A 23,693-nucleotide genomic window follows, 5' to 3' on the forward strand; every position below is an offset into this window, starting at 1 on the left:
CCGGGCCTCTGTCCTTTATCAGCAATCTCCGGCTGCAAGCAAAACGCATTGCGGCCGGAGATAGTTTTATCAGATCTGGGTAATTATTCTGTTCAGGCTACGACTGTCAGGAGATAGTCATAGAAGTAGCTTACGATGCCGAGGCCGATGATGCCTGCAACGCAGATCCACATGCCGAGACGTTCGGAGCATGCCGAGCGGAATGTGGCGATCGGGCTGTCGCTTTCATTGATGAACATGGCCTTCACAACGAGCAGATAGTAGTAGAGGGAGATGATGGTGTTGATGAGGGCAATGAGCACCAGCACGTAGAGAGCGGCTGAGGCGGTTCCGTTGAGGGCGGCTGTGAAGACAAAGAATTTGCTGAAGAAGCCTGCAAACGGGGGGATGCCGGCGAGGGAGAACATGGCGAGCATCATTGTGAACGACAGACGGGGGTTGGTCTTGTAGAGACCGTTGTAGTCGGTCATGTCTACCTTGCCTGTGGCGTTTTCAATGGCTCCGATCACGCCGAAGGCGGCGAGGTTGGAGAAGACGTAGACGAGGGTGTAGAACATGAGAGCCGAGACGCCCATATTGTTGTCGCCGATGATTGCGAGCATTATGTAGCCTGCCTGAGAGATCGACGAGAAGGCGAGGAAGCGCTTCATGTTGGTCTGGCGGATGGCGAAGAGGTTACCGACTGTGATGGTAAGGATGATCAGAGCGTAGAGCATCCATTCCCATGCCTGGGCGTAGAATTGACCGAATACCTGGGTAAGGACCACAAGGAAGGCGAAAGCCGCCGAGCCTTTGGAGATGACCGAGAGATATGAGGTCACCGATGTGGGTGCACCCTGATAGACGTCGGCTGTCCAGAGGTGGAAGGGAACGAGCGAGAGTTTGAATCCGAAACCGGCCATCACGAAGGCGAGGGCTACCGAGAGCATCACGCCCATGCGGCCTGCGAGAGCTCCGGTGATGCCGTCGTAGTAGAGAGTTCCGGCCAGACCGTAGACAAACGAGAGACCCATCAGGAGGATTGCCGAAGAGAATACGGCGGTGAGGACGTATTTGATGGCGGCCTCATGGCTTTCATAGCGGTGCTTGTCAAAGGCGACAAGTGCGCAGAGGGGAAGCGAGGCAGTTTCGAGGCCGATGATGAACATCAGGAAGTGGCGGCTCGAAATCATCAGATACATGCCTAAGAGGGTCAGAAGTATCAGTTCGTAGAATTCGCCGCGGCGCACTGCGGTGAATTCGGAGTTGGCCCATTTGACGGACTGGATGAGGACGATGAACACGCCGACATTAAGAATGTTTTTGATAGCCACCATCACGGGTGAAGTGACATACATTCCGGCGAAGGCGGTCTCAGGGGCCTTGACCACGGGGCAGAATCCCCAGGCGACGAGCACACCCATGAGAACGGTTGCGATCATCGGGACGGCTTTTGCCGAACGGGGGCTGCAGAAAGTGTCATAGAGGAAGACTAATAGGAATACGATTAACAATCCTATTTCCTGCTTGAGTGCTAAAAACTGTGAGTAATCCATTGCTATTAATCTATAGATTAGTTCAGACCGATAACGGTGAAGATTTCAGGGCTGAAAGTGAACTTGATAAGATCGACGAAGAAGTTGGGGAAGAAACCGATGCCGGCCACGCAGACGATGAGTCCGGCGGTGGCTACACGTTCCCACCACTTGGCGTCGGTGAGTGTCATGTGGTGCTGGTCATAGACGGGACCGTAGAGGAGCTTGCCTACGACGCGGAGGATGTAGACGGCGGTTGTCACGATGGAGCTGCAGGCCACTATGACGAAGACGCGGTGGAAGAGGTCAGAGTGTTCGAACGATCCGACAAAGATTGTCATTTCGGCAACGAAGCCGGAGAGACCGGGGAGACCGAGGGAGGCCATGCCGGCGATGACGTAGCAGACCGAGAGATAAGGGAGGATCTGCATCATGCCGCCCATCTCGCGGATGTCGCGGGTGTGGGTTCGTCCGTAGATCATACCGATGAGGGCGAAGAAGAGGGCTGTCATCAGACCGTGGGAGAGCATCTGCATGATGGCTCCGGTCATCGCTGTGGTGTTAAGCATGAGGATGGCGAAGAGCACCAGACCGCAGTGTGACACCGATGAGTATGCGTTGATGTATTTGAGGTCGTTCTGGACGCATGCGCTGAAGGCTCCGTAGACAACCGAGATGCCGGTGAGGATGAGGAAGATCCAGGCTAGTTCGTTGGCGGCGTGGGGCATCAGGTAGATGGCCACACGGAAGCAGCCGTAGCCGCCGAGCTTCATGAGCACACCTGCGTGGAGCATCGACACTGCTGTGGGGGCCGATGCGTGGCCGTCAGGCGACCAGGTGTGGAAGGGGAACATGGCGCCGAGCACACCGAAGCCCACGAAGGTCATCGGGAAGAGGAATGTCTGCCAGCCGTGGCTGATGGCGTCGTTCTGGGCAATCTCAAGGATGTTCCAGGTGAGGGGCTGTCCGGCGGGAGCGGAGTGGTAGTAGATGCCGATGAGGCCGAGCATGAGGAATGCCGATCCGCCCATGAGCATGAGGGTGAGTTTCATCGCCGAGTAGTTCTTGTTGCCGCTGCCCCAGACACCGATGAGAAGATACATCGGGATGAGGGCGACTTCATAGAACATGAACATGGTGAAGAGGTCGATGGAGATGAAGAATCCGTAGACACCGGTCGACAGGAGGATGAGCCAGAGGAAGAATTCCTTGGGCTGCGGGATTTCCCATGAGGCGAAGCTGCCTGTGATGAGGATTACGCCGGTGAGGATGAGCATGGCTATCGAGATGCCGTCGACACCAACGGCGAGGTTGATGTTGAGCGGAGCGAACCACTGCCAGGAGTCGACCCAGAGCATGGGGTCTGTGGCTCCGGCGGCGCGGAGTGCGAGATAGTCGACGAGAAGCCAGACCGAGAGGGCTGTCAGGACAACCGAGCCTGTGACTGCCACTGCCCGGATCTGCTTGATGTTCCGGCAGAGGAAGAGTCCCAGCAGCATGACCACGGGGATCACCACGAAGTAGATCAATATATTGGAAAACATATCGCGTTACTATATTTTTCTTAACAGGTTAACAGATTCAGAGGACACAGATGGCGGTTATGATGCCGAGCACGACAGCTCCGATGAGATACCACCAGATGTACATCTGCACTTTGCCGCTCTGGAAGCCGCGGATGGCGTAGGATGCCTTGTTGGTGACATAGGCGAATCCGTCCATTGTGCCGTCGATTATGTGGCGGTCAAACCAGGCGATGGGCTTGCAGATTCCGTCGAAGATGATGCGGCGGGTGATGAAAAGGTAGATTTCGTCCCAGTAGAAGCGGCGGTTTGCAGCTGTCCAGAGCCAGCGGCAGGAGTCGGCCATGCGCCGGGGCTTGTCGTTTTTCTTCATGTAGAGCCAGGCTGAGAATGCAATCGAGAGGATGGCTACTCCCATGCTGAGTCCGGCGATAGACCAGTCTATATGGATGTGATATTCGTGGCCGTCGAAGGTGACGAGCTGTCCGAAGGGGATGAATCCGGCGATGATCGAGACGATTCCGAGGAAGATCAGCGGGAAGGTCATGGCGAAGCCGGGGTCGTGGGGAAGATGGCCGTGGTGTTCTTTCTCGTAGTCGGGGTTGTCCCACCAGAAGACGAGGAAGTACATGCGGAACATGTAGAAGGCGGTCATTGCGGCTACCATCATCATCCAGATGCCCCAGAAAGTACCGTTGGCGAAGCAGGCCGAGAGAATTTCGTCTTTAGAGAAGAAACCTGCGAATGGCCAGATGCCTGCGATGGCGAGACAGCCGATGAGGAAGGTGATGTGGGTTATAGGCATGTATTTGCGCAGGCCGCCCATCGCGGTGTAGTTGTTTGAGTGGACTGCGTGGATGAGCGAGCCGGCTCCGAGGAAGAGGAGGGCTTTGAACATGGCGTGGGTGAAGAGGTGGAACATGGATGCCATGTAGCCGAGACCTTCGTGGATGGCAACGTTGTTTTTGGATGCCACGCCGAGCGATACCATCATGAAGGCGATCTGCGAGATGGTCGAGAAGGCGAGGATGCGCTTGATGTCGATCTGAGCGCAGGCCACCATTGCGGCGTAGAATGCTGTTGCGGCTCCGACTACGGTGATGAACATCAGAGCGGCGTCTTCAAGCATGTAGAGCGGGAAGAGACGGGCCACGAGATATACACCGGCCACAACCATTGTGGCGGCGTGGATGAGGGCCGATACGGGGGTCGGGCCTTCCATCGCGTCGGGGAGCCAGATGTGGAGGGGTAGCATGGCCGATTTGCCCATACCTCCGGTGAAGATCAGGACGAGGGCCCAGGTGAGTCCGGAAGCGCCGAGGAAGGTGACGCCCTCGAAGCTTGCGAGGACGGCCTGCGGGTTCTGGGTCATCGGGAGGAAGTCGAGATGATGGGTGAAGTATGAGAGGACGAGGATGCCGATGAGGAATCCGAGGTCGGCGAAGCGGGTGACGATGAAAGCTTTCTTACATGCCGATACGGCCGAGGGGAGGGTGTAGAAGAAGCCGATGAGTAGGAACGATGATGCGCCCACGAGCTCCCAGAAGATGTACATCTGGAATATGTTGGTCGCTACAACGAGTCCGAGCATCGAAAAGCTGAAGAGCGAAAGGAAGGCGTAGTAGCGCTGGAAGCCTTTCTCTCCGTGCATGTAACCGAGCGAGTAGACGTGGACCATGAATGAAATTGTCGGGATGACAATGAGCATCATGGCTGAGATCGGGTCGAGAAGGAAACCGATGCGGATTGCGAGCGCGGGGGTGAACTGCAGCCAGGTGTGGTTGAAGATCACGGCCTGCAGGCGTGTGGTGCCGTCAATGAATTCAGGGTTTCCTGAGAAGTAGTAGGTGAACGCCGTGTAATAGGACAAGACCAACACGGTTCCCATGCCGAGCGTTCCGAGCGTACCGGCGAGTTTGTGACTCATCTTGACTCCCGCCAGTCCTAAGAGGAGGAACATGAAGAGCGGGATTGCCAATATAAGAATAGGTATTGTAATATCCATAGGGCGTGATTAATTTTTCATTTTTGTTGCGTCGCGGACGTCAATGTTTTTGCTTACCCGGAAGAGGTTGATGATGATGGCGATTGCGAGTGCGGTCTCGGCTGCGGCGATGGCGATTCCGAAGAGGGTGAACATCCATCCTTCCATCGAGGAGGGGAAGAGGTAGCGGTTGAAGACCACAAAGTTGATGTCGACCGCATTGAGCATGAGCTCAAGGGATATGAGCATGGCTATCATGTTGCGGCGGGTCAGGAAGCCGTAGACGCCGCAGCAAAACATCACGATTGCGGGAACGAGATACCAGATCAGTGTAATATCCATTGGTGAAATGTTTGAATTAGCGTTTACGTGCGATTACGACACCACCGATTATGCAGGCGAGCAGCAGTACGCTGACGGCCTCGAACGGCAGAAGATATTGTCCGTAGTTTGTGCCGAGCATTGCTTCGCCGATGCGGTGCATTGACGGGTTGGCCATAGAGGGCAGCGATGTAAAGAGGTCGGCAGAGCGTGAGCAGAGGGCCCAGGCACAGGCTCCGGCTGTGGCGAGAGCGCCGACGAGGCCGAGAAATTTTTTGCGCGAGGTTAACTGCTTGCTGTTGTCACCGGGATGAGTCGTGAGCAGGATTGCAAAGACGAAGAGGACCACTATACCGCCGGCATAGACCGCAATCTGAACCGAGCCGAGAAACTCGTAGTCGAGTTTGAAGTAGAGGGCTGCGGTCGCGAAAAGGACGAAGAGCAGATATGTGGCCGCACGCAGGATTTTGCGTGTGGTGACAGTCAGTACCGAGAAGATGACAATCGACAGGGCGATTATCCAATAAAAGATTGTACTTCCTACTGATTCCATATACTGTGATAGTAATTAATTATCGTGATTGGTGATGAAAAGAGGTTCAGTTTGCGGCACCGGCGTTTTTCTCGGCTTCGCGTTTTGCCTTGAGGGCAGCGGCTTTTTCGAGCGCGGCGCGGATCTTGGCCTCTTTTTCAGGATCGCCCTTTGCGGCGGCGAGTGCCTTTGCGGCGGCGTCGTCAGCGGCTGGAACCTGGGCTGCGGGGGCGGCCGGTGTGGCGGCTGCGCCTGCTGCGGCGGCTTTCTTGGCTTCGGCGGCTGCCTTGGCGGCTGCTATTTTGGCTTCTTTCTCGGCTTTCATCTTCTCGATCTGCTCAGGGGTGGGCTGAGGTTCGGGCTTTTCAGGGAGATAGTTGAGAAGCTTGACGAGTTTGCTGCGGGTGTAGAGCGCCTGCTCGAAGTCATTGCTGAATTCAAGGGCGTCAGTCGGACAGTTTGTCACGCAAAGCTGGCAGAAGGTGCAGCTTCCGAGATCGTAGTGATATTTGTCGAGTTTCTTTTTCTTTTTACCGTCCCATGTTTCGACGGTCTTGATGTCGAGGGAGATGGTGTTGTTTGGGCAGACACGCTCGCAGGTGCCGCAGGCGATACATTTGTGGTCGCCCTGGTCGTCATACTTGAGTGTAAGGATTGCCCTGAAGCGGTCGGCGACAGGCAGATTGTCTCGGTTGTCGGGATACTCTTCAGTGATTTTGGGGGTGACAAATTCCTTACCGGTTACCTGCATGCCTTTTACAAGGCTGGCTATGCCGGATCCAAGATTTGAGAAATACTCTTTTACACTTCCCATGTCAATTGTACTCTTTCGGTTATGTGCTGTGGATGTTATGATCGGATTATTTTTTTTGCTTTGGCGCCGTGTCAGTCTCTTACCTGTCCGCCGACTATGTCGAGAAGCTCGGTGGTGATACTCTGCTGGCGGAGTTTGTTGTATTCGAGCTGAAGCTGTTCGAGGAGTTTCTTGGCGTTGTCGTTGGCACTCTGCATGGCCATGATGCGGGCGGCTTGCTCTGAGGCGCGGTTTTCGGTGAAGATTTCCTGCATGACGGCCAGAAGGAACATCGGGAGGACGGAGACGAAGATCGTCGGGGCGTCAGGCTCGAAGATGTAGGGCCGGCAGAGGGTTTTGGCTCCTTCGGCCGCGAATGATTCGGGGCAGACGGGGAGAAGGGCGTCGCAGCGGGGACGCTGGCGGCTGACCGACTGGAAGTTCATGTAGAGAATTCTCACGCTGTCAAACTCGCCTGCGATGAAGCGTTCTTCAAGGCTGCGGGTGAACTGCTTGACGGCTTCGCCGCTTGATTTGGAATCGACTCTTTCAGCGTGGCTCACGGTGATGCCGGGCAGGGCGGTGAGGCGTCCGGCGGCTTTGACCATTTTGCGGCCTACGGGGATCAGAGTGATCCTGACCTGGTCGCCGTAAATTTCGCGGAGCTGGCCGATGGATTTGACGAGTTCCTTGTAGATATTGATGTTATAGGCTCCGCAGAGACCGTCGTCACTGCCGAGGACCACGATTGCCACCGAGGCAACGTCACGCGCCTCGGTGAGGGGTGATGAGAACTCGGCGTCGGCTGAGAGGAGGTTGCCTATGATGTTCTCTATCTGCTGGCGGAATGGCAGGAGGCGACGGAGATCGCCCTCGGCACGGTGCATCTTGGCCGAGGAGATCATCTTCATCGCGCCCGTGATCTTCTCGCTGGAAGCCACGGAGCCGATTCGTCCTTTTAGTTCGCGGAGTGTTGCCATGTGAGCTTTGGTTGCTGTTCTTCTTATTTATATGATCCCGAAATTTCAGCCGCTGCTTCGGTGAGCTTGGCGGTGATGTCGTCATCAAGCTTTCCGGCGCGGATTGACTCCATGACTTCGGGATATTTTGTGTTGACGAGCTGGAGGAAGTTTTTCTCGAACTCGGCAACTTTGTCGATGGGCACGTTTTCAAGCAGCCCTTTGGTGCCGCAGTAGATGACGGCCACTTCGTCTTCGACCTTCATCGGGGCGTACTGAGGCTGGATGAGCAGGCGTTCGTTTTTGCGGCCTTTGTCGATGACGCGGGCGGTCACTGGGTCGATGTCGCCGCCGAATTTGGTGAACGATTCGAGCTCGCGGAACTGTGCCTGGTCGATCTTGAGCGTGCCGGCCACTTTTTTCATTGATTTGATCTGCGCGTTACCGCCCACACGCGACACGGAGATACCTACGTTGATGGCCGGGCGGATGCCTCGGTTGAAGAGAGCGGTTTCGAGGAAGATCTGGCCGTCGGTGATCGAGATCACGTTGGTGGGGATGTAGGCCGAAACGTCACCTGCCTGGGTCTCGATGATAGGGAGCGCGGTGAGCGAGCCGCCGCCTTTGACTCTGTCTTTGAGCGAGGCTGGAAGGTCATTCATCTGGCTTGCCACCTGCTGGTTGTCGATGATTTTGGCGGCACGTTCGAGCAGACGGCTGTGGAGATAGAAGATATCGCCGGGATATGCTTCGCGGCCTGAGGGGCGCTTGAGGATGAGCGAGATCTCACGATAGGCCACGGCCTGCTTCGAGAGGTCGTCATAGACGATGAGGGCATCGCGGCCGGTGTCGCGGATGTATTCGCCGATGGCTACTCCGGCAAAGGGGGCGTAGTAGCGCATTGATGCGGAGTCGGCGGCGGTGGCTGCGACTACCACGGTGTAGTCGAGCGCTCCGTGCTGACGGAGGGTCTCAACGATGGCTGCTACGGACGATGCTTTCTGTCCGATGGCCACGTATATGCAGTAGACAGGTTTTCCTGCCTCGAAGTTTGCGCGCTGGTTGATGATGGTGTCAATGGCGATGGCTGTCTTGCCGATCTGGCGGTCGCCGATGATGAGCTCGCGCTGTCCGCGGCCAATGGGCACCATTGAGTCGATTGCTTTCAGACCTGTCTGGAGCGGCTGCTTGACGGGCTGACGGAAAATAACGCCGGGGGCCTTGCGTTCGAGGGGCATGGGGAAGAGTTCGCCCTGGATTGGGCCGCGGCCGTCGATAGGTTCGCCGAGTACGTTGATCACGCGACCGAACACGCCGTCGCCTACGTGGATCGAGGCGATCTCGCCTGTGCGCTTGACGGTCATGTTTTCAGTAACGTTGTTGATTTCGTTGAGGAGGATGACACCCACATTGCTTTCCTCAAGGTTGAGGGCTACACCTTTCACTCCGTTTTCAAATTCTACAAGCTCGTTGGCGCAGACATTGTCGAGACCGTAGACGTGGGCTACTCCGTCGCCTACTTCCAGAACAACTCCTGTCTCTTCGAAAGACACTTTGGAGCTGACGTTCTCCAGCTGCTGTTTTAAGACCTGAGAAATCTCGCTTGGGTTTATCATTTTGGTATGAGGGGGATGTGAAGTTGGTTAGTTGCTTAAAAGTTTCAGACGCAATTGTTTGAGTTCATCGGCCACAGAGGCGTCAAGCTTCTCGTTGTTGATTGTTACGGTGAAGCCTCCTATGAGGGAGGGGTCGACGCGATGGTGATACTCCATTGTTCCGCCGTCGAGATGGCGGAGGATGAGTTTGCGTAGCCGTTCTTCCTCGGCCTGCGCCATCGGGGCGGCAGAGGTGACGGTGACAAGGTAGATGTGATGCTGGCTGCGATATAGCTTCATGTAGGCGAGAGCTATGTCACGGGCGGCATCAAGGCGGTTGTTGTCAGCTAAAAGCTGCAGGAAGCGGGCATAGACTTCATCGTTTCCTGAGGCTCCGGCAGCGGTTGTCAGGAGTTTCATCTTGTCGGCTGCAGGGATGAAGGGGTTGCCTACGGCCTGCTGGAGCGACGGCTCGGAAGCGAAGGAGCTTTCAAGTGCGTGCATCAGGTCATAGATGCGTCGGTCGGCCTTCTTCTCGGAGGCAAACTCGAAAAGCGCTTTTGCGTATCGGCTTGGGATGAGACCTTGATTCATTGCTTGGTGGTTGGAACCTTAGGGTTAACGGATGATGAGAGTAGTGGAAGTTTAGAGGGGAGGCTGCCGGAAATGCGGAGCTGAGGTTCTTGCCCTTGCCGTTCCGGAGCTGACGGCCAGAGTGGCTGCCGGCCCGGTACGGCTGGAGGGATATCAGTTCTGTTTTTCCATTTCGTCAAGCAGAGAGCTTACGAGCTGTTCCTGGGCTTTTTCGTCTTTCATCTGGTTGCGGACGACTTTCTGTGCGATGTCGAGGGCAAATGACGAGACTTCGTTGCGGAACTGCTGCTCGGCTTGCTTGCGTTCCTGTTCGATTGACACTTTTGCTGCGTCCATCACCTTTTTGGCTTCGGTCTGCGCTGCGGAGCGGGCTTCTTCGATGATCTGGGTTTTCATCTTGTCGGCTTCGCGGAGCATGTCGGCCTGCTGGCGACGGGCGTCGGCTATGTATTTATCCGCCTCTTCGCGGGCATGGTCAAGCTGTTGTTTGGCATTTTGAGCATACTCCACACCTTTGTCGATGAGGTCGGCTCGGTCAGACACTCCTTTCATGATCGCCGGCCAGCCCCACTTCCACAGGACGAAGAAGAGGATGGCGAACGATACGAACATCCAGAATATCAGACCGAAATCAGGCGTGAAAAGTTCCATTTTTCAGATAGATGAAGCTTGGAGATCAGCCCACAAACATTGCGAGGATACAAACGATAACAGCGAAGAGGGCCACACCTTCGATAAGGGCGGCGATAACGATCATGTTACTGCGGATGTCGCCGGTTGATTCGGGCTGACGTGCGATAGCTTCCATGGCGGATCCACCGATCTTGCCGATGCCGATGCCGGCGCCAATTGCTGCGATTGCTGCACCGATGCAAACGCCGATGCCGAGGGTTCCTTCGATAGCTGCTAAAATCATTGCTAACATAATTGCGGGAGATTAAAGGGTTATTTTGATTTTTTTGGTTATGCGTGGGTTTCTGTGCCCGTGGAGGCCGGGAGGCCGGGGGCGTGGGGGTCTTCTTCCTTCTTGTGGTCTTCATGATGGCCTTCTTCCTGGCCGAGGGCTATGAAGAGGGTCGAGAGCATGGTGAACACGTAGGCCTGGATGAAGCTCACAAGCACGTCGATCAGAAGCATGAACACCGAGAAGATGATGCTGACCACGGCTGTGGCGCCGGTCACGACCGGACCCATAGCTGCGAAAATGAAGATGAGGAGGGTGAGCACGATCACGATCATGTGGCCGCCCATCATGTTGGCGAATAGACGGACTGTCAGCGCTGCGGGTTTGGTGAACACGCCGAAGATTTCGATGATAGGCATGATCGGGAGGGGCCATTTGAGCCACCAGGGCACATCGGGGTTGAAGATTTCTTTCCAGTAGTGTTTGGTGGCGAAGATGTTGGTGATCAGGAAGGTGATTATGGCAAGCACGAGAGTCACGGCTATGTTGCCTGTGAGGTTGGCGCCGCCGGGGAAGATCACTATCAGGCCCAGGAGGTTCATCACGAGAATGAAGAAGAATACTGTCAGAAGATAGGGGGCGAATTTGTTGGCCTTGTTTTTGAGGGTGGGTTTGATGACACCGTCATAGATGAAGAGGATCACAAATTCGATGGCTCCGGTCATCTTGCGTGGGGCTTTGAGGCCCTGGTTGCGGTGCCAGCGGGCAACCGAAAGGATGCTCCAGATGACCAGCAGGACTGCGATGAAGACGCCGCAGACGTTTTTGGTGATGGAGATGTCAACGGCGGGTTTCACTTCCTTGCCGTCGATTATCTCCACTACTTTTCCCTTGTAGGGGCTGTCTTTTCCGGCTATGCGGAAAAGCGCCGAGCCGTCGCGGTATTCCTTTCCGTGGTCCACTCGCGCCGAGGAGAATACGTGGAGTCCGTCACTGCCCCAGACTATTACAGGCAGGGGTATGCTCTTGTGGTGATTGAACGGCACTTCCCAGCCGTAGCGGTCGCCAAGGTGCTCGAAGATGATGCCCTGGGCGTCAACGGCTCCGCTTTTCTCCTGGGAGTCGGCCTCATGACCGGAGGCGCGGCCCGCAAGGGGAAGCAGAAGGGCCACAAAGGCCATTGCGATTGCTGCGAGAATATTTCGTTTCATCATCACCATTATTAATATATGCAGACTGACACGATGTTGCTGTCGACATCGACTATTCCGCCACTGACGCTGATGCGCTGCTCTTCGCCTCCGGCGGCCGCGGTGTAGCGGATTTCACCGGGGGTCAGAGTTGAGATCAGAGCGGCATGGCCGGGAAGGACGGTGAAGGCGCCGAGCGCACCGGGAAGATGCACTGCTTTGACTTCTCCCTGAAAGAGGATGTCTTCTGCCGAGATGACTTTTAGTATCATGCTTTATCTGCTGTTTTGAGAGATTCGGGTGGAGTGGTTTGCTGGGGAGGGAGGCTTATTTCGAAACTTCCGCAAGGAGTTTCTTGCCCTTTTCGATGGCTTCGTCGATGGTGCCGACGTTGAGGAATGCCTGTTCGGGATATTCGTCCATCTCTCCGGAGAGAATCATTTTGAAGCCGCGGATGGTCTCGCTCAGGGGTACCATGACACCGGGCAGGCCGGTGAACTGCTCGGCCACGTGGAATGGCTGCGAGAGGAAGCGCTGGGCGCGACGGGCGCGGGCTACCACGAGTTTGTCTTCGTCGGAAAGTTCATCGACACCGAGGATGGCGATGATGTCCTGAAGCTCGTTGTATTTCTGAAGAAGCTGCTTGACAGCCTGCGCGGTATTGTAGTGGTCTTCGCCGATGATGTTCGGGTCGAGGATTCGCGAGGTTGATTCCAGAGGGTCTACGGCGGGATAGATGCCGAGCTCGGAGATCTTACGCGAGAGCACTGTGGTGGCGTCAAGGAAGCTGAAGGTGGTGGCAGGCGCGGGGTCGGTCAAGTCATCGGCAGGCACGTAGATGGCCTGGACTGAGGTGATCGAGCCGTTTTTGGTTGAGGTGATTCGTTCCTGCAGGGCACCCATTTCAGATGCGAGGGTGGGCTGATAGCCTACAGCCGAAGGCATACGGCCGAGGAGCGCCGACACTTCCGATCCGGCCTGGGTGAAACGGAAGATGTTGTCGATGAAGAGAAGGATGTCCTTGCCACCGCCGTCCTGATCGCGGAACTGCTCGGCCACGGTGAGGCCTGAAAGAGCCACACGCAGACGTGCGCCCGGAGGTTCGTTCATCTGACCGAAGACAAGGGTTGCCTGCGACTGGGCCACCTGGTCCATGTCGACATCAGCGAGGTTCCACTCGCCTTTTTCCATGCCTTCTTCAAATTTCTTGCCATATTTCATTACGCCGCTCTCAATCATCTCGCGCAGAAGGTCGTTGCCTTCACGGGTACGCTCGCCGACACCGGTGAACACCGAGAAGCCGTTGTGGCCTTTGGCGATGTTGTTGATGAGCTCCATGATGAGCACTGTCTTGCCCACACCGGCGCCACCGAACAGACCGATCTTACCACCCTTGCTGTAGGGTTCGAGAAGGTCGATGACCTTGATGCCGGTGAAGAGAATTTCGGTGCCGATTGTCAGATCGTCGAATTTCGGCGCAGGCTGATGGATCGGGCGGAGTTCTTCGCGCTTCAGTTCGGGAAGACGGTCGATGGCATCGCCGATCACGTTAAGGAGTCGGCCTTTCACCTGCTCGCCGGTCGGAACGGCGATGGGACGTTCGAGGTTGTCGACACGCATTCCGCGGCGAAGACCGTCGGTACTCTCCATAGCCACACAGCGCACGGTGTCTTCGCCGATATGCTGCTCAACTTCGAGAATGAGCTCTCCTCCCTCCGGACGTGTTACCTTGAGAGCCGTGTAGATCGGGGGGATGAGATTGTCTTCACCATCGAAAATCACGTCGACCACAGGACCGATTACCTGGGCGATCTTGCCGAATTTTTCACTCATCGCGTTTATAGTTTTTTGGCGAGCAGGCCTGTCAGTTGGTCTGATGGCCGGCCGTTTGGTTAGTTTATTTTGTGTGAGAGATATTTTTTGTGTTTAGAGATACAATCCGAATGTTACAACAATTACCATGAGCACAAGGTTGAACAGATTGATCGGAAGAAGGTATTTCCATTCGAGTGTCAGCAGCTGGTCGATGCGCAGACGGGGGAAAGTCCACTTGAACCAGATGATGATGAATGAAAGTGCGATCGCCTTGCCGATGAACCACACAAACGATGGTATATAGTCCATTACGTGGTTGAAAGCGTCAAGTCCGGGGATGTGGAGAGGCATCCAGCCGCCGAAGAAAAGGAGGGCGGCGACACCTGACACGATGAAGAGGTTGAGATATTCGGCAAGATAGAAAAATCCGAAGTGAATACCGGAATATTCGGTGTGATAGCCGGCGGTAAGCTCACTTTCGGCTTCAGGAAGGTCAAACGGGCCGCGGTTGGTTTCGGCTGTGCCGGCGATCATGAAGATCACAAAGGCGATGATGGCCGGAATGTGGCCTGAGAAGATGAACCACAGATGACTCTGGGCTTCAACAATGCCTCCTACCGACATTGTGCCGGCCATGACAACCATTGTCACCACGCAAAGTCCCATCGAGAGCTCATAGCTGACCATCTGCGCGCCTGAACGAAGGGCGCCGATGAGGGTAAACTTATTGTTTGATGACCATCCTGCCAGAAGAATGCCAAGCACGCCGATCGAAGAGACGGCAAGGAGGAAGAAGATGCCGACGTTGAAGTCGATGATCTGAAGTCCATTGCCCCACGGAAGCACGGCAAAAGCGAGCATCGAGGCTATGATTACCAAATATGGAGCCAGTGCGAAGAGAAATTTGTCGATATGGTTCAGCGAGATAAGCTCTTTGATGAGAATCTTGAACATATCGGCGATACTCTGCATCAAGCCCCAGGGGCCTACACGGTTCGGGCCGAGACGGCACTGGAAATAGGCGCACACCTTACGCTCGAAAAGAATGTAGAAAAGGGCCAGGACTGCATAGAGCAGCATCAACCCTACTCCGATGAGCAGACATTCGAGGGTCACGGCAGCCCATTCGGGGATGTAGTCCGTGAGGAAAGAATGAAGCCAGGCGGTTCCTACTGATAAGTCTTGCATATTGAAAAGTTACTTATAGTTTACTCTCTGTGTTTGTTGACTCGTATTTTTTCACTTGAATTCTGTTTCTGCGGCATCAGATCCGGATCAGCGGTCGATGTCAGGAACGATATAGTCAAGCGAACCTCCGATTGTGATAAGGTCGGCGATCTTCTGGCCGTCGGTGATGTGGTCGACCACAGCTGCGGCAGGAAGACACGGAGGTGCTATCTTAAGACGATAGGGACTTGTTGTGCCGTCGCTTTCAAGATAGATTCCGAACGTGCCGCGGCAGCCTTCGACCATCTTGAACCAGTGGCCTACGGGGAGCTTGAGCACTTTGGGCACCTTCACGCAGTAATCGCCTTCGGGAATGTTGTCGACAAGCTGTGCGATGATGCGCGCGCTCTGGACCATTTCGTCCATGCGGACTTTGAAACGGGCCATCGAGTCGCCTTCCTCGCGCACCACTTCTTCGAAATCGAGTTCGGAGTAGATGCTGTAGGGGGCACACTTGCGCACGTCGCAGGCCCAGCCTGAGCCTCGGCCGTTGGGGCCTGTCACAGCCCAGGAAATGGCGTCTTCACGGGTGAGCACACCGACGTTTTCCATTCGGTTGCGGGCAATGACGTTACCGGTGAATATCTTGTTGTACTCCTTGATGTTTGCGGGGAGCACGTCGAGAAGCGCGTGGACATCTTTCACGAAGTCGGGATGCAGATCCTGCATTACGCCACCGATGCAGTCATAGTTGAAAGTCATGCGCGCGCCGCAGGTCTTCTCCATGATGTCGAGAATCTGCTCGCGGACACGGAGGGTGTAGAAGAGCATGGTGGTCGCGCCGAGGTCCATGCAGTAGGTGCCGATGAAGAGACAGTGGGAGGCGATGCGCGAAAGCTCGTCCATGAGCACTCGGATCACCTGGGCACGGCGCGAGATTTCGATGCCTGCGGCCTCTTCGATGAGCATGCAGAGACAGTGGTGATAGGGATGCGCCGAGAAGTAGTCGAGACGGTCCATGAAGTGGAGGGTCTGCGGATAAGTCAGCTTCTCGCATATCTTTTCAACTCCGCGGTGGATATAGCCGAGGTAGATATCGATCTTCTTGATGGTCTCGCCGTCAATTGCAGTGCGGAAACGAAGCACACCGTGGGTTGCCGGGTGCTGCGGGCCGATGTTGACCACGAAGTCTTCCGGCTGGAAGATGCGGCGCTCGTGCTTTTCGATTTTTCCGTCGGCAGTCTCGGTCCAGACGTCGGTGAAGTCAGTCTGGCGTTCGTTTTCAATCGAGACAGGGTTGATCGAAGGATCTTCGTCATAATCCTTGCGCAGGGGATAGCCTTTCCAGTCGAGATTGAGGAAGAGGCGGCGCATATCGGGGTTGTTGATGAAGATGATCCCGAAGAAGTCATAGACCTCGCGTTCATAGACGGTCGCGATGGCCCAGAGATCGAAAATCGAATGGATGAGCGGACGCTCACGGTCACCGGTGGCCATGACCTTCACGGCGAGGTGAGTGTTGAATTTTGTGGAAGTGAGGTAATAGACACAGCCCATACCGTTTTCCTTCCAGTCCATACCCACGATTGTCACAAGGAAATCAAATGAGAGGTCAGCGTCGTCGCGAAGGGTCTTCGCGAAATCGTGCCACTTGGCGTCGGGTACGGTCACCTGCATTATATCGCCGTCTTCAATGACAGCCTCAGGCAACAGCGTTGAGATCTTTTCCCGGATGTTGGACATATTATATGTGTATAATAATGTGGTGTATTATCAATGAAATCAGTCGTTCACTCCGGGAACCGGATGTGCTTTAAGAAATTCGGCCTGCTTTTCCTGGCGGTTGACACCTCCGAAGAACTTCTCGACCTTGATCTTGCGTGAGAGCTGCATGATACCATAGATCATGGCTTCCGGACGGGGAGGACAGCCGGGGATGAATACATCTACCGGGACAATATCCTCAATGCCCATAGCCACGTGATAGCTCTTCTTGAACGGACCGCCGGAGATGGCGCAGCTGCCGCAGGCAATCACATATTTCGGCTCTGCCAGCTGATCATAGAGACGGCGGAACACGGGCACCATGCGGTGGACAATCGTACCGGCCACCATCATGAAGTCGGCCTGACGTGGCGAGGCACGGGCAACTTCCCAGCCGAATCGCGCCATGTCATAACGGGCGGCTCCAAGCGACACAAATTCGATGCCGCAGCAACTGGTGGCAAAGGTGAGCGGCCAGATAGAGTTGGAACGCCCCCAGTTGATAAGTTTGTCAAAAGAACCGACAACCACGTTGGTGCCGCTCTCCTGAAGTATCTTGACAAGATCCTCGATGTATTCGTTGTCCTTCCATGCCTCGTAGGGCATGCCTTGAGTAGTTACTTCCATTCAAGAGCTCCTTTCCGCCAGGCATAGACAAGGCCCAGCACAATGATTCCAAAAAAGACTGCGATCGCCGTGAGGCCTGAGGTTCCAAGCTCATGGACTCTCACTGCCCAGGGATAGAGAAACACGGTTTCTACGTCAAACATCAGGAAGAGTATGGCAAAAAGATAATATCCCACCTTGAACTGAGCCATAGACTCACCTCTGGTAGGAATACCGCACTCATAAGCCTCACCCTTCTGCGGGTTGAACGAACGTGGAGAAATGAGACCCGCAAGCCATAAAGCGATGGCGACAAGAGCAACGCCCGTCAAGAGCGCCACAACAGCAAGGGTCACATTCTGAATTGCCAATGCTATCATAAAGTAATTAATACGGTTTCTTTACTATAATACACTGTATTCCAGTGCGATAAGCCAACATTAGGACTCCAACGGGCACAAAAATCCCGAATCGCAGTGCAAATATAGTCAAAATTTCCCAAAACTCCCCAAACTTTTTTAGATGCTTTATAACAATATATACCTAAAACCGACAATCTTAGCCAAAGCGGCCAAACCAAAAGGTGGATGCCGGAGCGCGGGGGGATTGCGATTGGTGGGGGATTGCGGTGAGGATTGCTGGGGGGGTGGGGATATCCCGAAGCAGAGTAATTGCAGAAGAAGGGATATAAAAAAAGCGGGCCGGAAGCTGTCGCTGTGACAGGATCCGGTCCGCGGTTTAGAGGGGGCGGTTATCTACTTTCCCACTTTCGTAGTATCATCGACGTGGTGAGGTTTAACTTCTCTGTTCGGAATGGGAAGAGGTGGAGCCCTCACGCTATGGCCACCTTAGTATCGTTAAAAAAGAGGTGACTGGAAGCGAAGCTGATGTTCTTCAGCTATCTCGCGAGTTTGTATTTCAGACGCTCTGAACTGAACCAGAGGCTTTGTTATCGTTTGCCGTTGCTTTGATGTTCTGCCGGCTGAAATTGTTTTTGTGTGTTTGGGATTGCTCCCAAGAAAGGGTTTGGGCGATTAGTATCGCTCGGCTGTGTACGTTACCGCACCTGCACCTGCGACCTATCTACGTCTTCGTCTTAAACGGCCCTTATGTGGAGATCTTATCTTGAGGGGGGCTTCGTGCTTAGATGCTTTCAGCACTTATCCTTACCCGACGCGGCTACCCGGCGGTGCTCCTGGCGGAACAACCGGTAAACCGGAGGTCGGTCCAACACGGTCCTCTCGTACTAGTGTCGGGGCCTCGCAAATCTCCTGCGCCCACAACAGATAGAGACCGAACTGTCTCACGACGTTCTGAACCCAGCTCGCGTGCCACTTTAATAGGCGAACAGCCTAACCCTTGGGACCTTCTCCAGCCCCGGGATGTGACGAGCCGACATCGAGGTGCCAAACCACTCCGTCGATATGAGCTCTTGGGAGGGATCAGCCTGTTATCCCCGGAGTACCTTTTATCCTTTGAGCGATGGCCCTTCCATGCGGAACCACCGGATCACTATGCTCTAGTTTCCTACCTGTTCGACTTGTCTGTCTCTCAGTCAAGCGCGCTTGTGCCATTACACTCTGCGGCCGGTTACCAATCGGCCTGAGCGCACCTTTAGAAGCCTCCGTTACGCTTTTGGAGGCGACCACCCCAGTCAAACTACCCACCAAGCAGTGTCCGCGCCGATGCGCGTTAGAAACCAGATGTGCAAAGGTCAGTATTTCAACGTCGACTCCACGATGACTGGCGTCACCGATTCTCTGTCTCCTGACTATCCTACACATCGCACACCCGGTCACAGTGCTAAGCTGCAGTAAAGGTTCACGGGGTCTTTTCGTCCCGTTGCGGGTAATCGGCATCTTCACCGATACTACAATTTCACCGAGCTCACGGTTGAGACAGTGTCCGGATCATTACACCATTCGTGCAGGTCGGAACTTACCCGACAAGGAATTTCGCTACCTTAGGACCGTTATAGTTACGGCCGCCGTTTACCGGGGCTTCAATTCAATGCTTCTCTTGCGATGACATCTCCTCTTAACCTTCCGGCACCGGGCAGGTGTCAGGCTGTATTCTTCATCTTTCAATTTCGCACAGCCCTGTGTTTTTGTTAAACAGTTGCCTGGACCTATTCTCTGCGCCCCTCCCGCGAAGGAGGGGACCCCTTATCCCGAAGTTACGGGGTCAATTTGCCTAGTTCCTTAACCGTGAATCTCTCGAGCGCCTTGGTATGTTCTACCCGACCACCTGTGTCGGTTTGGGGTACGGGTCCCTTCAGGATTAAGTTTAGCGGATTTTCTTGGGAGCCTGATTACCTCCGCTGTCGGATTGCCACGGGGGCTCTCCGTACTGTCCCGTTTCAGCATCTGAGGCGGTTTTGCCTGCCTCAGATATACCTACGCGGTTTAACGTGCTATTCCGTCAGCACGCGGGAGTGTCACTTCTCCGTCTCCACGTCACTCCTGAAGGGAGTAACGGAATGTTGACCGTTTCTTCCATCGGCTGCGCCTTGCGGCTGTGCCTTAGGTCCCGACTGACTCTGATCCGATTAGCGTTGATCAGAAACCCTTGGTCTTGCGGCGAGGGGGTTTCTCGCCCCCTTTGTCGTTACTTATACCTACATTTGCTTTTCCGGGACCTCCAGCCAGGCTCGCGCCTGACCTTCTGCGGCTACCGGAATGCTCCCCTACCAATCAACGGTTTAACCGTCGATTCCACGTCTTCGGCACCGGACTTATGCCCGATTATTATCCATGCGGGATCACTCGACTAGTGAGCTGTTACGCACTCTTTAAATGAATGGCTGCTTCCAAGCCAACATCCTAGCTGTCCTTGCAATCCCACCTCGTTATTGTCTTCAACTTAGCCCGGATTTGGGGGCCTTAGACGGTGGTCTGAGTTGTTCCTCTCTCGGACGCGGACCTTAGCACCCGCGCCCTCACTCCCGGGGATCGTGCCGTGGCATTCGGAGTTTGTCAGGACTTGATAGGCGGTGAAGCCCTCGCATCCTATCAGTCGCTCTACCTCCACGGTACTGCGCCCGAGGCTGCACCTAAATGCATTTCGGGGAGTACGAGCTATCTCCAAGTTTGATTGGCCTTTCACTCCTACCCTCAGGTCATCCGAAAGCTTTTCAACGCTTACCGGTTCGGTCCTCCAGTGGGTGTTACCCCACCTTCAACCTGCCCAAGGGTAGATCACTTGGTTTCGCGTCTACCGCCGCTGACTAGATTGCGCCATATTCTGACTCGCTTTCGCTTCGGCTCCGTCCATCCGTGGACTTAGCCTCGCCAACGACGGTAACTCGTAGGTTCATTATGCAAAAGGCACGCCGTCACTGCACGAAGCAGCTCCGACCGCTTGTAGGCACATGATTTCAGGGTCTGTTTCACTCCTCTGTTCGAGGTTCTTTTCACCTTTCCCTCACGGTACTGGTTCGCTATCGGTCTCTCGGTAGTATTTAGCCTTACGGGATGGTCCCCGCGGATTCGGCCAGGATTTCTCGTGTCCCGGCTTACTCAGGTGCCGTCTCTGTCAGTCGTCTGTTTTCGCCTACGGGGCTGTCACCCGCTGCGGCGCCCCTTTCCAGAGGCTTCGGCTAACTTCTGACTGTCCATTTGCTGACGGTCCTACAACCCCGGTCAGTGCCTGAACACCGCCGGTTTGGGCTCTTGCGCGTTCGCTCGCCACTACTGGCGCAATCATTGGGTTATTTTCTTTTCCTTTGGGTACTGAGATGTTTCAGTTCCCCAAGTTCGCCTCTTCCATTCGGAAGATACTGCCTGTTCGGGCAGTGGGTTGCCCCATTCGGAAATCTGCGGATCAAGGGATATTTGCTCCTTCCCGCAGCTTATCGCAGCTTATCACGTCCTTCATCGCCTCCGAGAGCCCAGGCATCCTTCATGTGCCCTTCTCTCCTTTCTTTATGACCTTAGTTTTCAATCGGTTCGAACATCACGCGGCTCGCTCTCTGAAATTGTTCAGTCTTTTGTCTGATTTCAGAAACGCGAAGTTTGTTTACCTCGTGTTTCGCTTGATTTGATTTACTCGTTGTGTTTGCTTGAAGATTGTATCTTCTTCGCTTCCAATATGTCAATGTCCTCTTTTTTGAGTAGTCCCTGGCAGAGTTGAACTGCCGACCTCTACATTATCAGTGTAGCGCTCTAACCAACTGAGCTAAGGGACTGTGCTTAATCCCTTAAGGAAGGACTGCTGGGAATCCGCTTGTGTGGGGATTAATATATAGTTGCAACTGTGAAGCAGTATCAAGAGGCGGATTGCTCCGCTCTCCGGCGTTTCCTTCGGTCCGTCTGACCGTTGTGTCGTTGTCGTTGAGATTTCCGCTCCAGAAAGGAGGTGTTCCAGCCGCACCTTCCGGTACGGCTACCTTGTTACGACTTAGCCCCAGTCACCAGTTTTACCTTAGGGCGCTCCTTGCGGTTGCACACTTCAGGCACTCCCGGCTTCCATGGCTTGACGGGCGGTGTGTACAAGGCCCGGGAACGTATTCACCGCGCCATGGCTGATGCGCGATTACTAGCGAATCCAGCTTCATGGAGTCGAGTTGCAGACTCCAATCCGAACTGAGACAGGCTTTCAAGTTCCGCTTTGCGTCGCCGCATTGCTTCTCTCTGTACCTGCCATTGTAACACGTGTGTCGCCCCGGACGTAAGGGCCGTGCTGATTTGACGTCATCCCCGCCTTCCTCACAGCTTGCGCCGGCAGTCTCGCCAGAGTCCCCAACTTGACTTGCTGGTAACTGGCGATGGGGGTTGCGCTCGTTATGGCACTTAAGCCGACACCTCACGGCACGAGCTGACGACAACCATGCAGCACCTCGACACAGGCTCCGTAGAGCTACCTCCTTTCAAAAGTATTCCTGTGTCGTTTGAGCCCGGGTAAGGTTCCTCGCGTATCATCGAATTAAACCACATGTTCCTCCGCTTGTGCGGGCCCCCGTCAATTCCTTTGAGTTTCACCGTTGCCGGCGTACTCCCCAGGTGGAATACTTAACGCTTTCGCTGTATCACTCAGGGATCATTCTCCCCGAACAATTAGTATTCATCGTTTACTGTGTGGACTACCAGGGTATCTAATCCTGTTCGATACCCACACTTTCGTGCATGAGCGTCAGTTGAGCGCCGGTATGCTGCCTTCGCAATCGGAGTTCTGCGTGATATCTATGCATTTCACCGCTACACCACGCATTCCGCATACTTCTCGCTCACTCAAGAAAACCAGTTTCAACGGCTCGAAGAGGTTGAGCCTCTCAATTTTACCGCTGACTTGATCTTCCGCCTGCGCACCCTTTAAACCCAATAAATCCGGATAACGCTCGCATCCTCCGTATTACCGCGGCTGCTGGCACGGAGTTAGCCGATGCTTTTTCTTCGGGTACTCTCGGAACGCCACGCGTGGCGTCTTTTGCTCCCCGACAAAAGAGGTTTACAATCCATAGGACCGTCTTCCCTCACGCGACTTGGCTGGTTCAGGCTCGCGCCCATTGACCAATATTCCTCACTGCTGCCTCCCGTAGGAGTCTGGTCCGTGTCTCAGTACCAGTGTGGGGGACCTTCCTCTCAGAACCCCTACGCATCGTCGCCTTGGTGGGCCGTTACCCCGCCAACTAGCTAATGCGCCGCATGGCCATCCGTAGCCGGTGTCACCCTTTAAACCCCAAGAGATGCCTCTCGGAGTTATTACGCGGTATTAGACGGAATTTCTTCCGCTTATCCCCCTGCTACGGGCAGGTTCCATACGTGTTACTCACCCGTGCGCCGGTCGCCGGCGGAAGTATTGCTACCTCCCCGCTGCCCCTCGACTTGCATGTGTTAAGCCTGTCGCTAGCGTTCATCCTGAGCCAGGATCAAACTCTTCGTTGTTGTCTATATATTTTTCTTTTCTTCTTTATTAAAAAAAAGCAAAGCTAAAATACAGACCGTTTGTTCTGTTATTTCTTTTTGCTTTCACAGAAACCTCAGAGATCGCAGGGATCGCTCCCCGCTGTCCTTGACTGACTATCGGTCTAAACGCCGGATCTTGGAAATTAACAGAGATCGCTTCTTCTATCGTGTAGAAGATTTGACTCTTGTACTACTTCGTTATGTTGCAAATATTTCAATGTTCTCTCGTTGCTTTCTCGATCGCCGTGGCGGTCAGTGGAAAACTTTGCAAAGGTACAACCTTTATTTGAATCTCGCAAATTTTTCTGAAGATTTTAACCTTTCTTAAGATTTGACCGGCGAACCGATCTACCATTTCCAGCGTTATATCTTCTATCAGTCTGCCGCTGCAGGCCTTGCTTCTCAAAAGCGAGTGCAAAGGTAGACATTTCCCCAATTCCCTCCAAATTTTTCATGGTGTTTTAACGAAAATTTAACACTTCGGCTAATCTTACATTATATAATAATAAATCAGTTGGAAAATCGGCTT

Annotated in this window: 18 protein-coding genes, 1 tRNA gene and 3 rRNA genes; all 22 read right to left on the bottom strand. The window is 54.4% G+C overall.

Annotation, left to right across the window (positions count from 1 at the left end):
* Positions 1–92: 92 nt before the first annotated feature.
* Positions 93–1,535: an NADH-quinone oxidoreductase subunit N gene (locus E7745_RS02400; RefSeq protein WP_123397853.1), complete on the bottom strand. Its 1,443-nt coding sequence runs from the start codon at positions 1,533–1,535 to the stop codon at positions 93–95.
* Positions 1,536–1,552: 17 nt separating this feature from the next.
* The gene (locus E7745_RS02405) at positions 1,553–3,058 is read right to left on the bottom strand and encodes a NuoM family protein (RefSeq protein ID WP_107033124.1); all 1,506 of its coding nucleotides are present in this window, start codon (positions 3,056–3,058) and stop codon (positions 1,553–1,555) included.
* A 37-nt stretch (positions 3,059–3,095) separates the two neighbouring features.
* The gene (nuoL, locus tag E7745_RS02410) at positions 3,096–5,042 is read right to left on the bottom strand and encodes an NADH-quinone oxidoreductase subunit L (protein WP_107033123.1); all 1,947 of its coding nucleotides are present in this window, start codon (positions 5,040–5,042) and stop codon (positions 3,096–3,098) included.
* Between the two features lie 9 nt (positions 5,043–5,051).
* Complete coding sequence (gene nuoK / locus E7745_RS02415; protein WP_107033122.1) at positions 5,052–5,363, bottom strand: NADH-quinone oxidoreductase subunit NuoK; 312 nt, start codon at positions 5,361–5,363, stop codon at positions 5,052–5,054.
* Between the two features lie 16 nt (positions 5,364–5,379).
* Positions 5,380–5,895, bottom strand: coding sequence for an NADH-quinone oxidoreductase subunit J (locus E7745_RS02420; RefSeq protein ID WP_107033121.1), 516 nt, complete (start codon positions 5,893–5,895; stop codon positions 5,380–5,382).
* A gap of 46 nt (positions 5,896–5,941) precedes the next feature.
* Positions 5,942–6,688, bottom strand: a complete 747-nt coding sequence (locus E7745_RS02425; RefSeq protein WP_107033120.1) for an NADH-quinone oxidoreductase subunit I — start codon at positions 6,686–6,688, stop codon at positions 5,942–5,944.
* A 71-nt stretch (positions 6,689–6,759) separates the two neighbouring features.
* Positions 6,760–7,647, bottom strand: a complete 888-nt coding sequence (gene atpG, locus E7745_RS02430) for an ATP synthase F1 subunit gamma (RefSeq protein WP_136408232.1) — start codon at positions 7,645–7,647, stop codon at positions 6,760–6,762.
* Positions 7,648–7,670: 23 nt separating this feature from the next.
* A complete protein-coding gene (gene atpA, locus E7745_RS02435) occupies positions 7,671–9,242 on the bottom strand; it encodes a F0F1 ATP synthase subunit alpha (RefSeq protein ID WP_136408233.1) in 1,572 nt (523 codons plus the stop codon).
* Between the two features lie 27 nt (positions 9,243–9,269).
* Positions 9,270–9,815 (bottom strand): F0F1 ATP synthase subunit delta, encoded by a 546-nt coding sequence (locus E7745_RS02440; RefSeq protein WP_123397848.1) that lies wholly within the window; start codon positions 9,813–9,815, stop codon positions 9,270–9,272.
* A gap of 153 nt (positions 9,816–9,968) precedes the next feature.
* Positions 9,969–10,466 (bottom strand): F0F1 ATP synthase subunit B, encoded by a 498-nt coding sequence (gene atpF, locus E7745_RS02445; RefSeq protein ID WP_107033116.1) that lies wholly within the window; start codon positions 10,464–10,466, stop codon positions 9,969–9,971.
* Positions 10,467–10,491: 25 nt separating this feature from the next.
* Positions 10,492–10,743, bottom strand: a complete 252-nt coding sequence (gene atpE / locus E7745_RS02450) for an ATP synthase F0 subunit C (protein ID WP_162496197.1) — start codon at positions 10,741–10,743, stop codon at positions 10,492–10,494.
* Positions 10,744–10,778: 35 nt separating this feature from the next.
* Positions 10,779–11,930, bottom strand: coding sequence for a F0F1 ATP synthase subunit A (gene atpB / locus E7745_RS02455; RefSeq protein ID WP_124075938.1), 1,152 nt, complete (start codon positions 11,928–11,930; stop codon positions 10,779–10,781).
* Between the two features lie 11 nt (positions 11,931–11,941).
* On the bottom strand, positions 11,942–12,181 hold the full coding sequence (locus tag E7745_RS02460; protein WP_123397846.1) for a F0F1 ATP synthase subunit epsilon: 240 nt from the start codon (positions 12,179–12,181) through the stop codon (positions 11,942–11,944).
* 55 nt (positions 12,182–12,236) lie between these two features.
* Positions 12,237–13,742 carry a F0F1 ATP synthase subunit beta gene (atpD, locus tag E7745_RS02465; protein WP_107033113.1) on the bottom strand — a complete coding sequence of 502 codons (1,506 nt, stop codon included), beginning with the start codon at positions 13,740–13,742 and terminating at the stop codon, positions 12,237–12,239.
* A 93-nt stretch (positions 13,743–13,835) separates the two neighbouring features.
* A complete protein-coding gene (gene nuoH, locus E7745_RS02470; protein ID WP_107033112.1) occupies positions 13,836–14,912 on the bottom strand; it encodes an NADH-quinone oxidoreductase subunit NuoH in 1,077 nt (358 codons plus the stop codon).
* An 87-nt stretch (positions 14,913–14,999) separates the two neighbouring features.
* Positions 15,000–16,634: an NADH-quinone oxidoreductase subunit C gene (locus tag E7745_RS02475; RefSeq protein ID WP_107033111.1), complete on the bottom strand. Its 1,635-nt coding sequence runs from the start codon at positions 16,632–16,634 to the stop codon at positions 15,000–15,002.
* A gap of 39 nt (positions 16,635–16,673) precedes the next feature.
* Complete coding sequence (locus E7745_RS02480; RefSeq protein ID WP_136408234.1) at positions 16,674–17,282, bottom strand: NADH-quinone oxidoreductase subunit B; 609 nt, start codon at positions 17,280–17,282, stop codon at positions 16,674–16,676.
* Positions 17,273–17,641, bottom strand: a complete 369-nt coding sequence (locus tag E7745_RS02485) for an NADH-quinone oxidoreductase subunit A (RefSeq protein ID WP_107033109.1) — start codon at positions 17,639–17,641, stop codon at positions 17,273–17,275. The genes E7745_RS02480 and E7745_RS02485 overlap by 10 nt, the downstream gene beginning before the upstream one ends.
* Before the next feature lie 362 nt (positions 17,642–18,003).
* Positions 18,004–18,112, bottom strand: a 5S ribosomal RNA gene (rrf, locus tag E7745_RS02490).
* A 163-nt stretch (positions 18,113–18,275) separates the two neighbouring features.
* A 23S ribosomal RNA gene (locus E7745_RS02495) occupies positions 18,276–21,185 on the bottom strand.
* 188 nt (positions 21,186–21,373) lie between these two features.
* Positions 21,374–21,447 (bottom strand) — tRNA-Ile (locus E7745_RS02500).
* Positions 21,448–21,610: 163 nt separating this feature from the next.
* Positions 21,611–23,143, bottom strand: a 16S ribosomal RNA gene (locus E7745_RS02505).
* Together the 16S, 23S and 5S rRNA genes with 1 tRNA gene alongside form the textbook arrangement of a ribosomal RNA operon.
* Positions 23,144–23,693 lie beyond the last annotated feature (550 nt).

Origin of the sequence: Duncaniella sp. C9 (assembly GCF_004803935.1) — a bacterium.
GTDB classification, from domain to species: Bacteria; Bacteroidota; Bacteroidia; order Bacteroidales; family Muribaculaceae; genus Duncaniella; species Duncaniella muris.

What these genes read in the sequence shown, in the direction of transcription:
- E7745_RS02400 (WP_123397853.1), bottom strand. Translation starts at nt 1,535, where the DNA reads ATGGATTACTCACAGTTTTTAGCACTCAAGCAGGAAATAGGATTGTTA.
- E7745_RS02405 (WP_107033124.1), bottom strand. Translation starts at nt 3,058, where the DNA reads ATGTTTTCCAATATATTGATCTACTTCGTGGTGATCCCCGTGGTCATG.
- nuoL (WP_107033123.1), bottom strand. Translation starts at nt 5,042, where the DNA reads ATGGATATTACAATACCTATTCTTATATTGGCAATCCCGCTCTTCATG.
- nuoK (WP_107033122.1), bottom strand. Translation starts at nt 5,363, where the DNA reads ATGGATATTACACTGATCTGGTATCTCGTTCCCGCAATCGTGATGTTT.
- E7745_RS02420 (WP_107033121.1), bottom strand. Translation starts at nt 5,895, where the DNA reads ATGGAATCAGTAGGAAGTACAATCTTTTATTGGATAATCGCCCTGTCG.
- E7745_RS02425 (WP_107033120.1), bottom strand. Translation starts at nt 6,688, where the DNA reads ATGGGAAGTGTAAAAGAGTATTTCTCAAATCTTGGATCCGGCATAGCC.
- atpG (WP_136408232.1), bottom strand. Translation starts at nt 7,647, where the DNA reads ATGGCAACACTCCGCGAACTAAAAGGACGAATCGGCTCCGTGGCTTCC.
- atpA (WP_136408233.1), bottom strand. Translation starts at nt 9,242, where the DNA reads ATGATAAACCCAAGCGAGATTTCTCAGGTCTTAAAACAGCAGCTGGAG.
- E7745_RS02440 (WP_123397848.1), bottom strand. Translation starts at nt 9,815, where the DNA reads ATGAATCAAGGTCTCATCCCAAGCCGATACGCAAAAGCGCTTTTCGAG.
- atpF (WP_107033116.1), bottom strand. Translation starts at nt 10,466, where the DNA reads ATGGAACTTTTCACGCCTGATTTCGGTCTGATATTCTGGATGTTCGTA.
- atpB (WP_124075938.1), bottom strand. Translation starts at nt 11,930, where the DNA reads ATGAAACGAAATATTCTCGCAGCAATCGCAATGGCCTTTGTGGCCCTT.
- E7745_RS02460 (WP_123397846.1), bottom strand. Translation starts at nt 12,181, where the DNA reads ATGATACTAAAAGTCATCTCGGCAGAAGACATCCTCTTTCAGGGAGAA.
- atpD (WP_107033113.1), bottom strand. Translation starts at nt 13,742, where the DNA reads ATGAGTGAAAAATTCGGCAAGATCGCCCAGGTAATCGGTCCTGTGGTC.
- nuoH (WP_107033112.1), bottom strand. Translation starts at nt 14,912, where the DNA reads ATGCAAGACTTATCAGTAGGAACCGCCTGGCTTCATTCTTTCCTCACG.
- E7745_RS02475 (WP_107033111.1), bottom strand. Translation starts at nt 16,634, where the DNA reads ATGTCCAACATCCGGGAAAAGATCTCAACGCTGTTGCCTGAGGCTGTC.
- E7745_RS02480 (WP_136408234.1), bottom strand. Translation starts at nt 17,282, where the DNA reads ATGGAAGTAACTACTCAAGGCATGCCCTACGAGGCATGGAAGGACAAC.
- E7745_RS02485 (WP_107033109.1), bottom strand. Translation starts at nt 17,641, where the DNA reads ATGATAGCATTGGCAATTCAGAATGTGACCCTTGCTGTTGTGGCGCTC.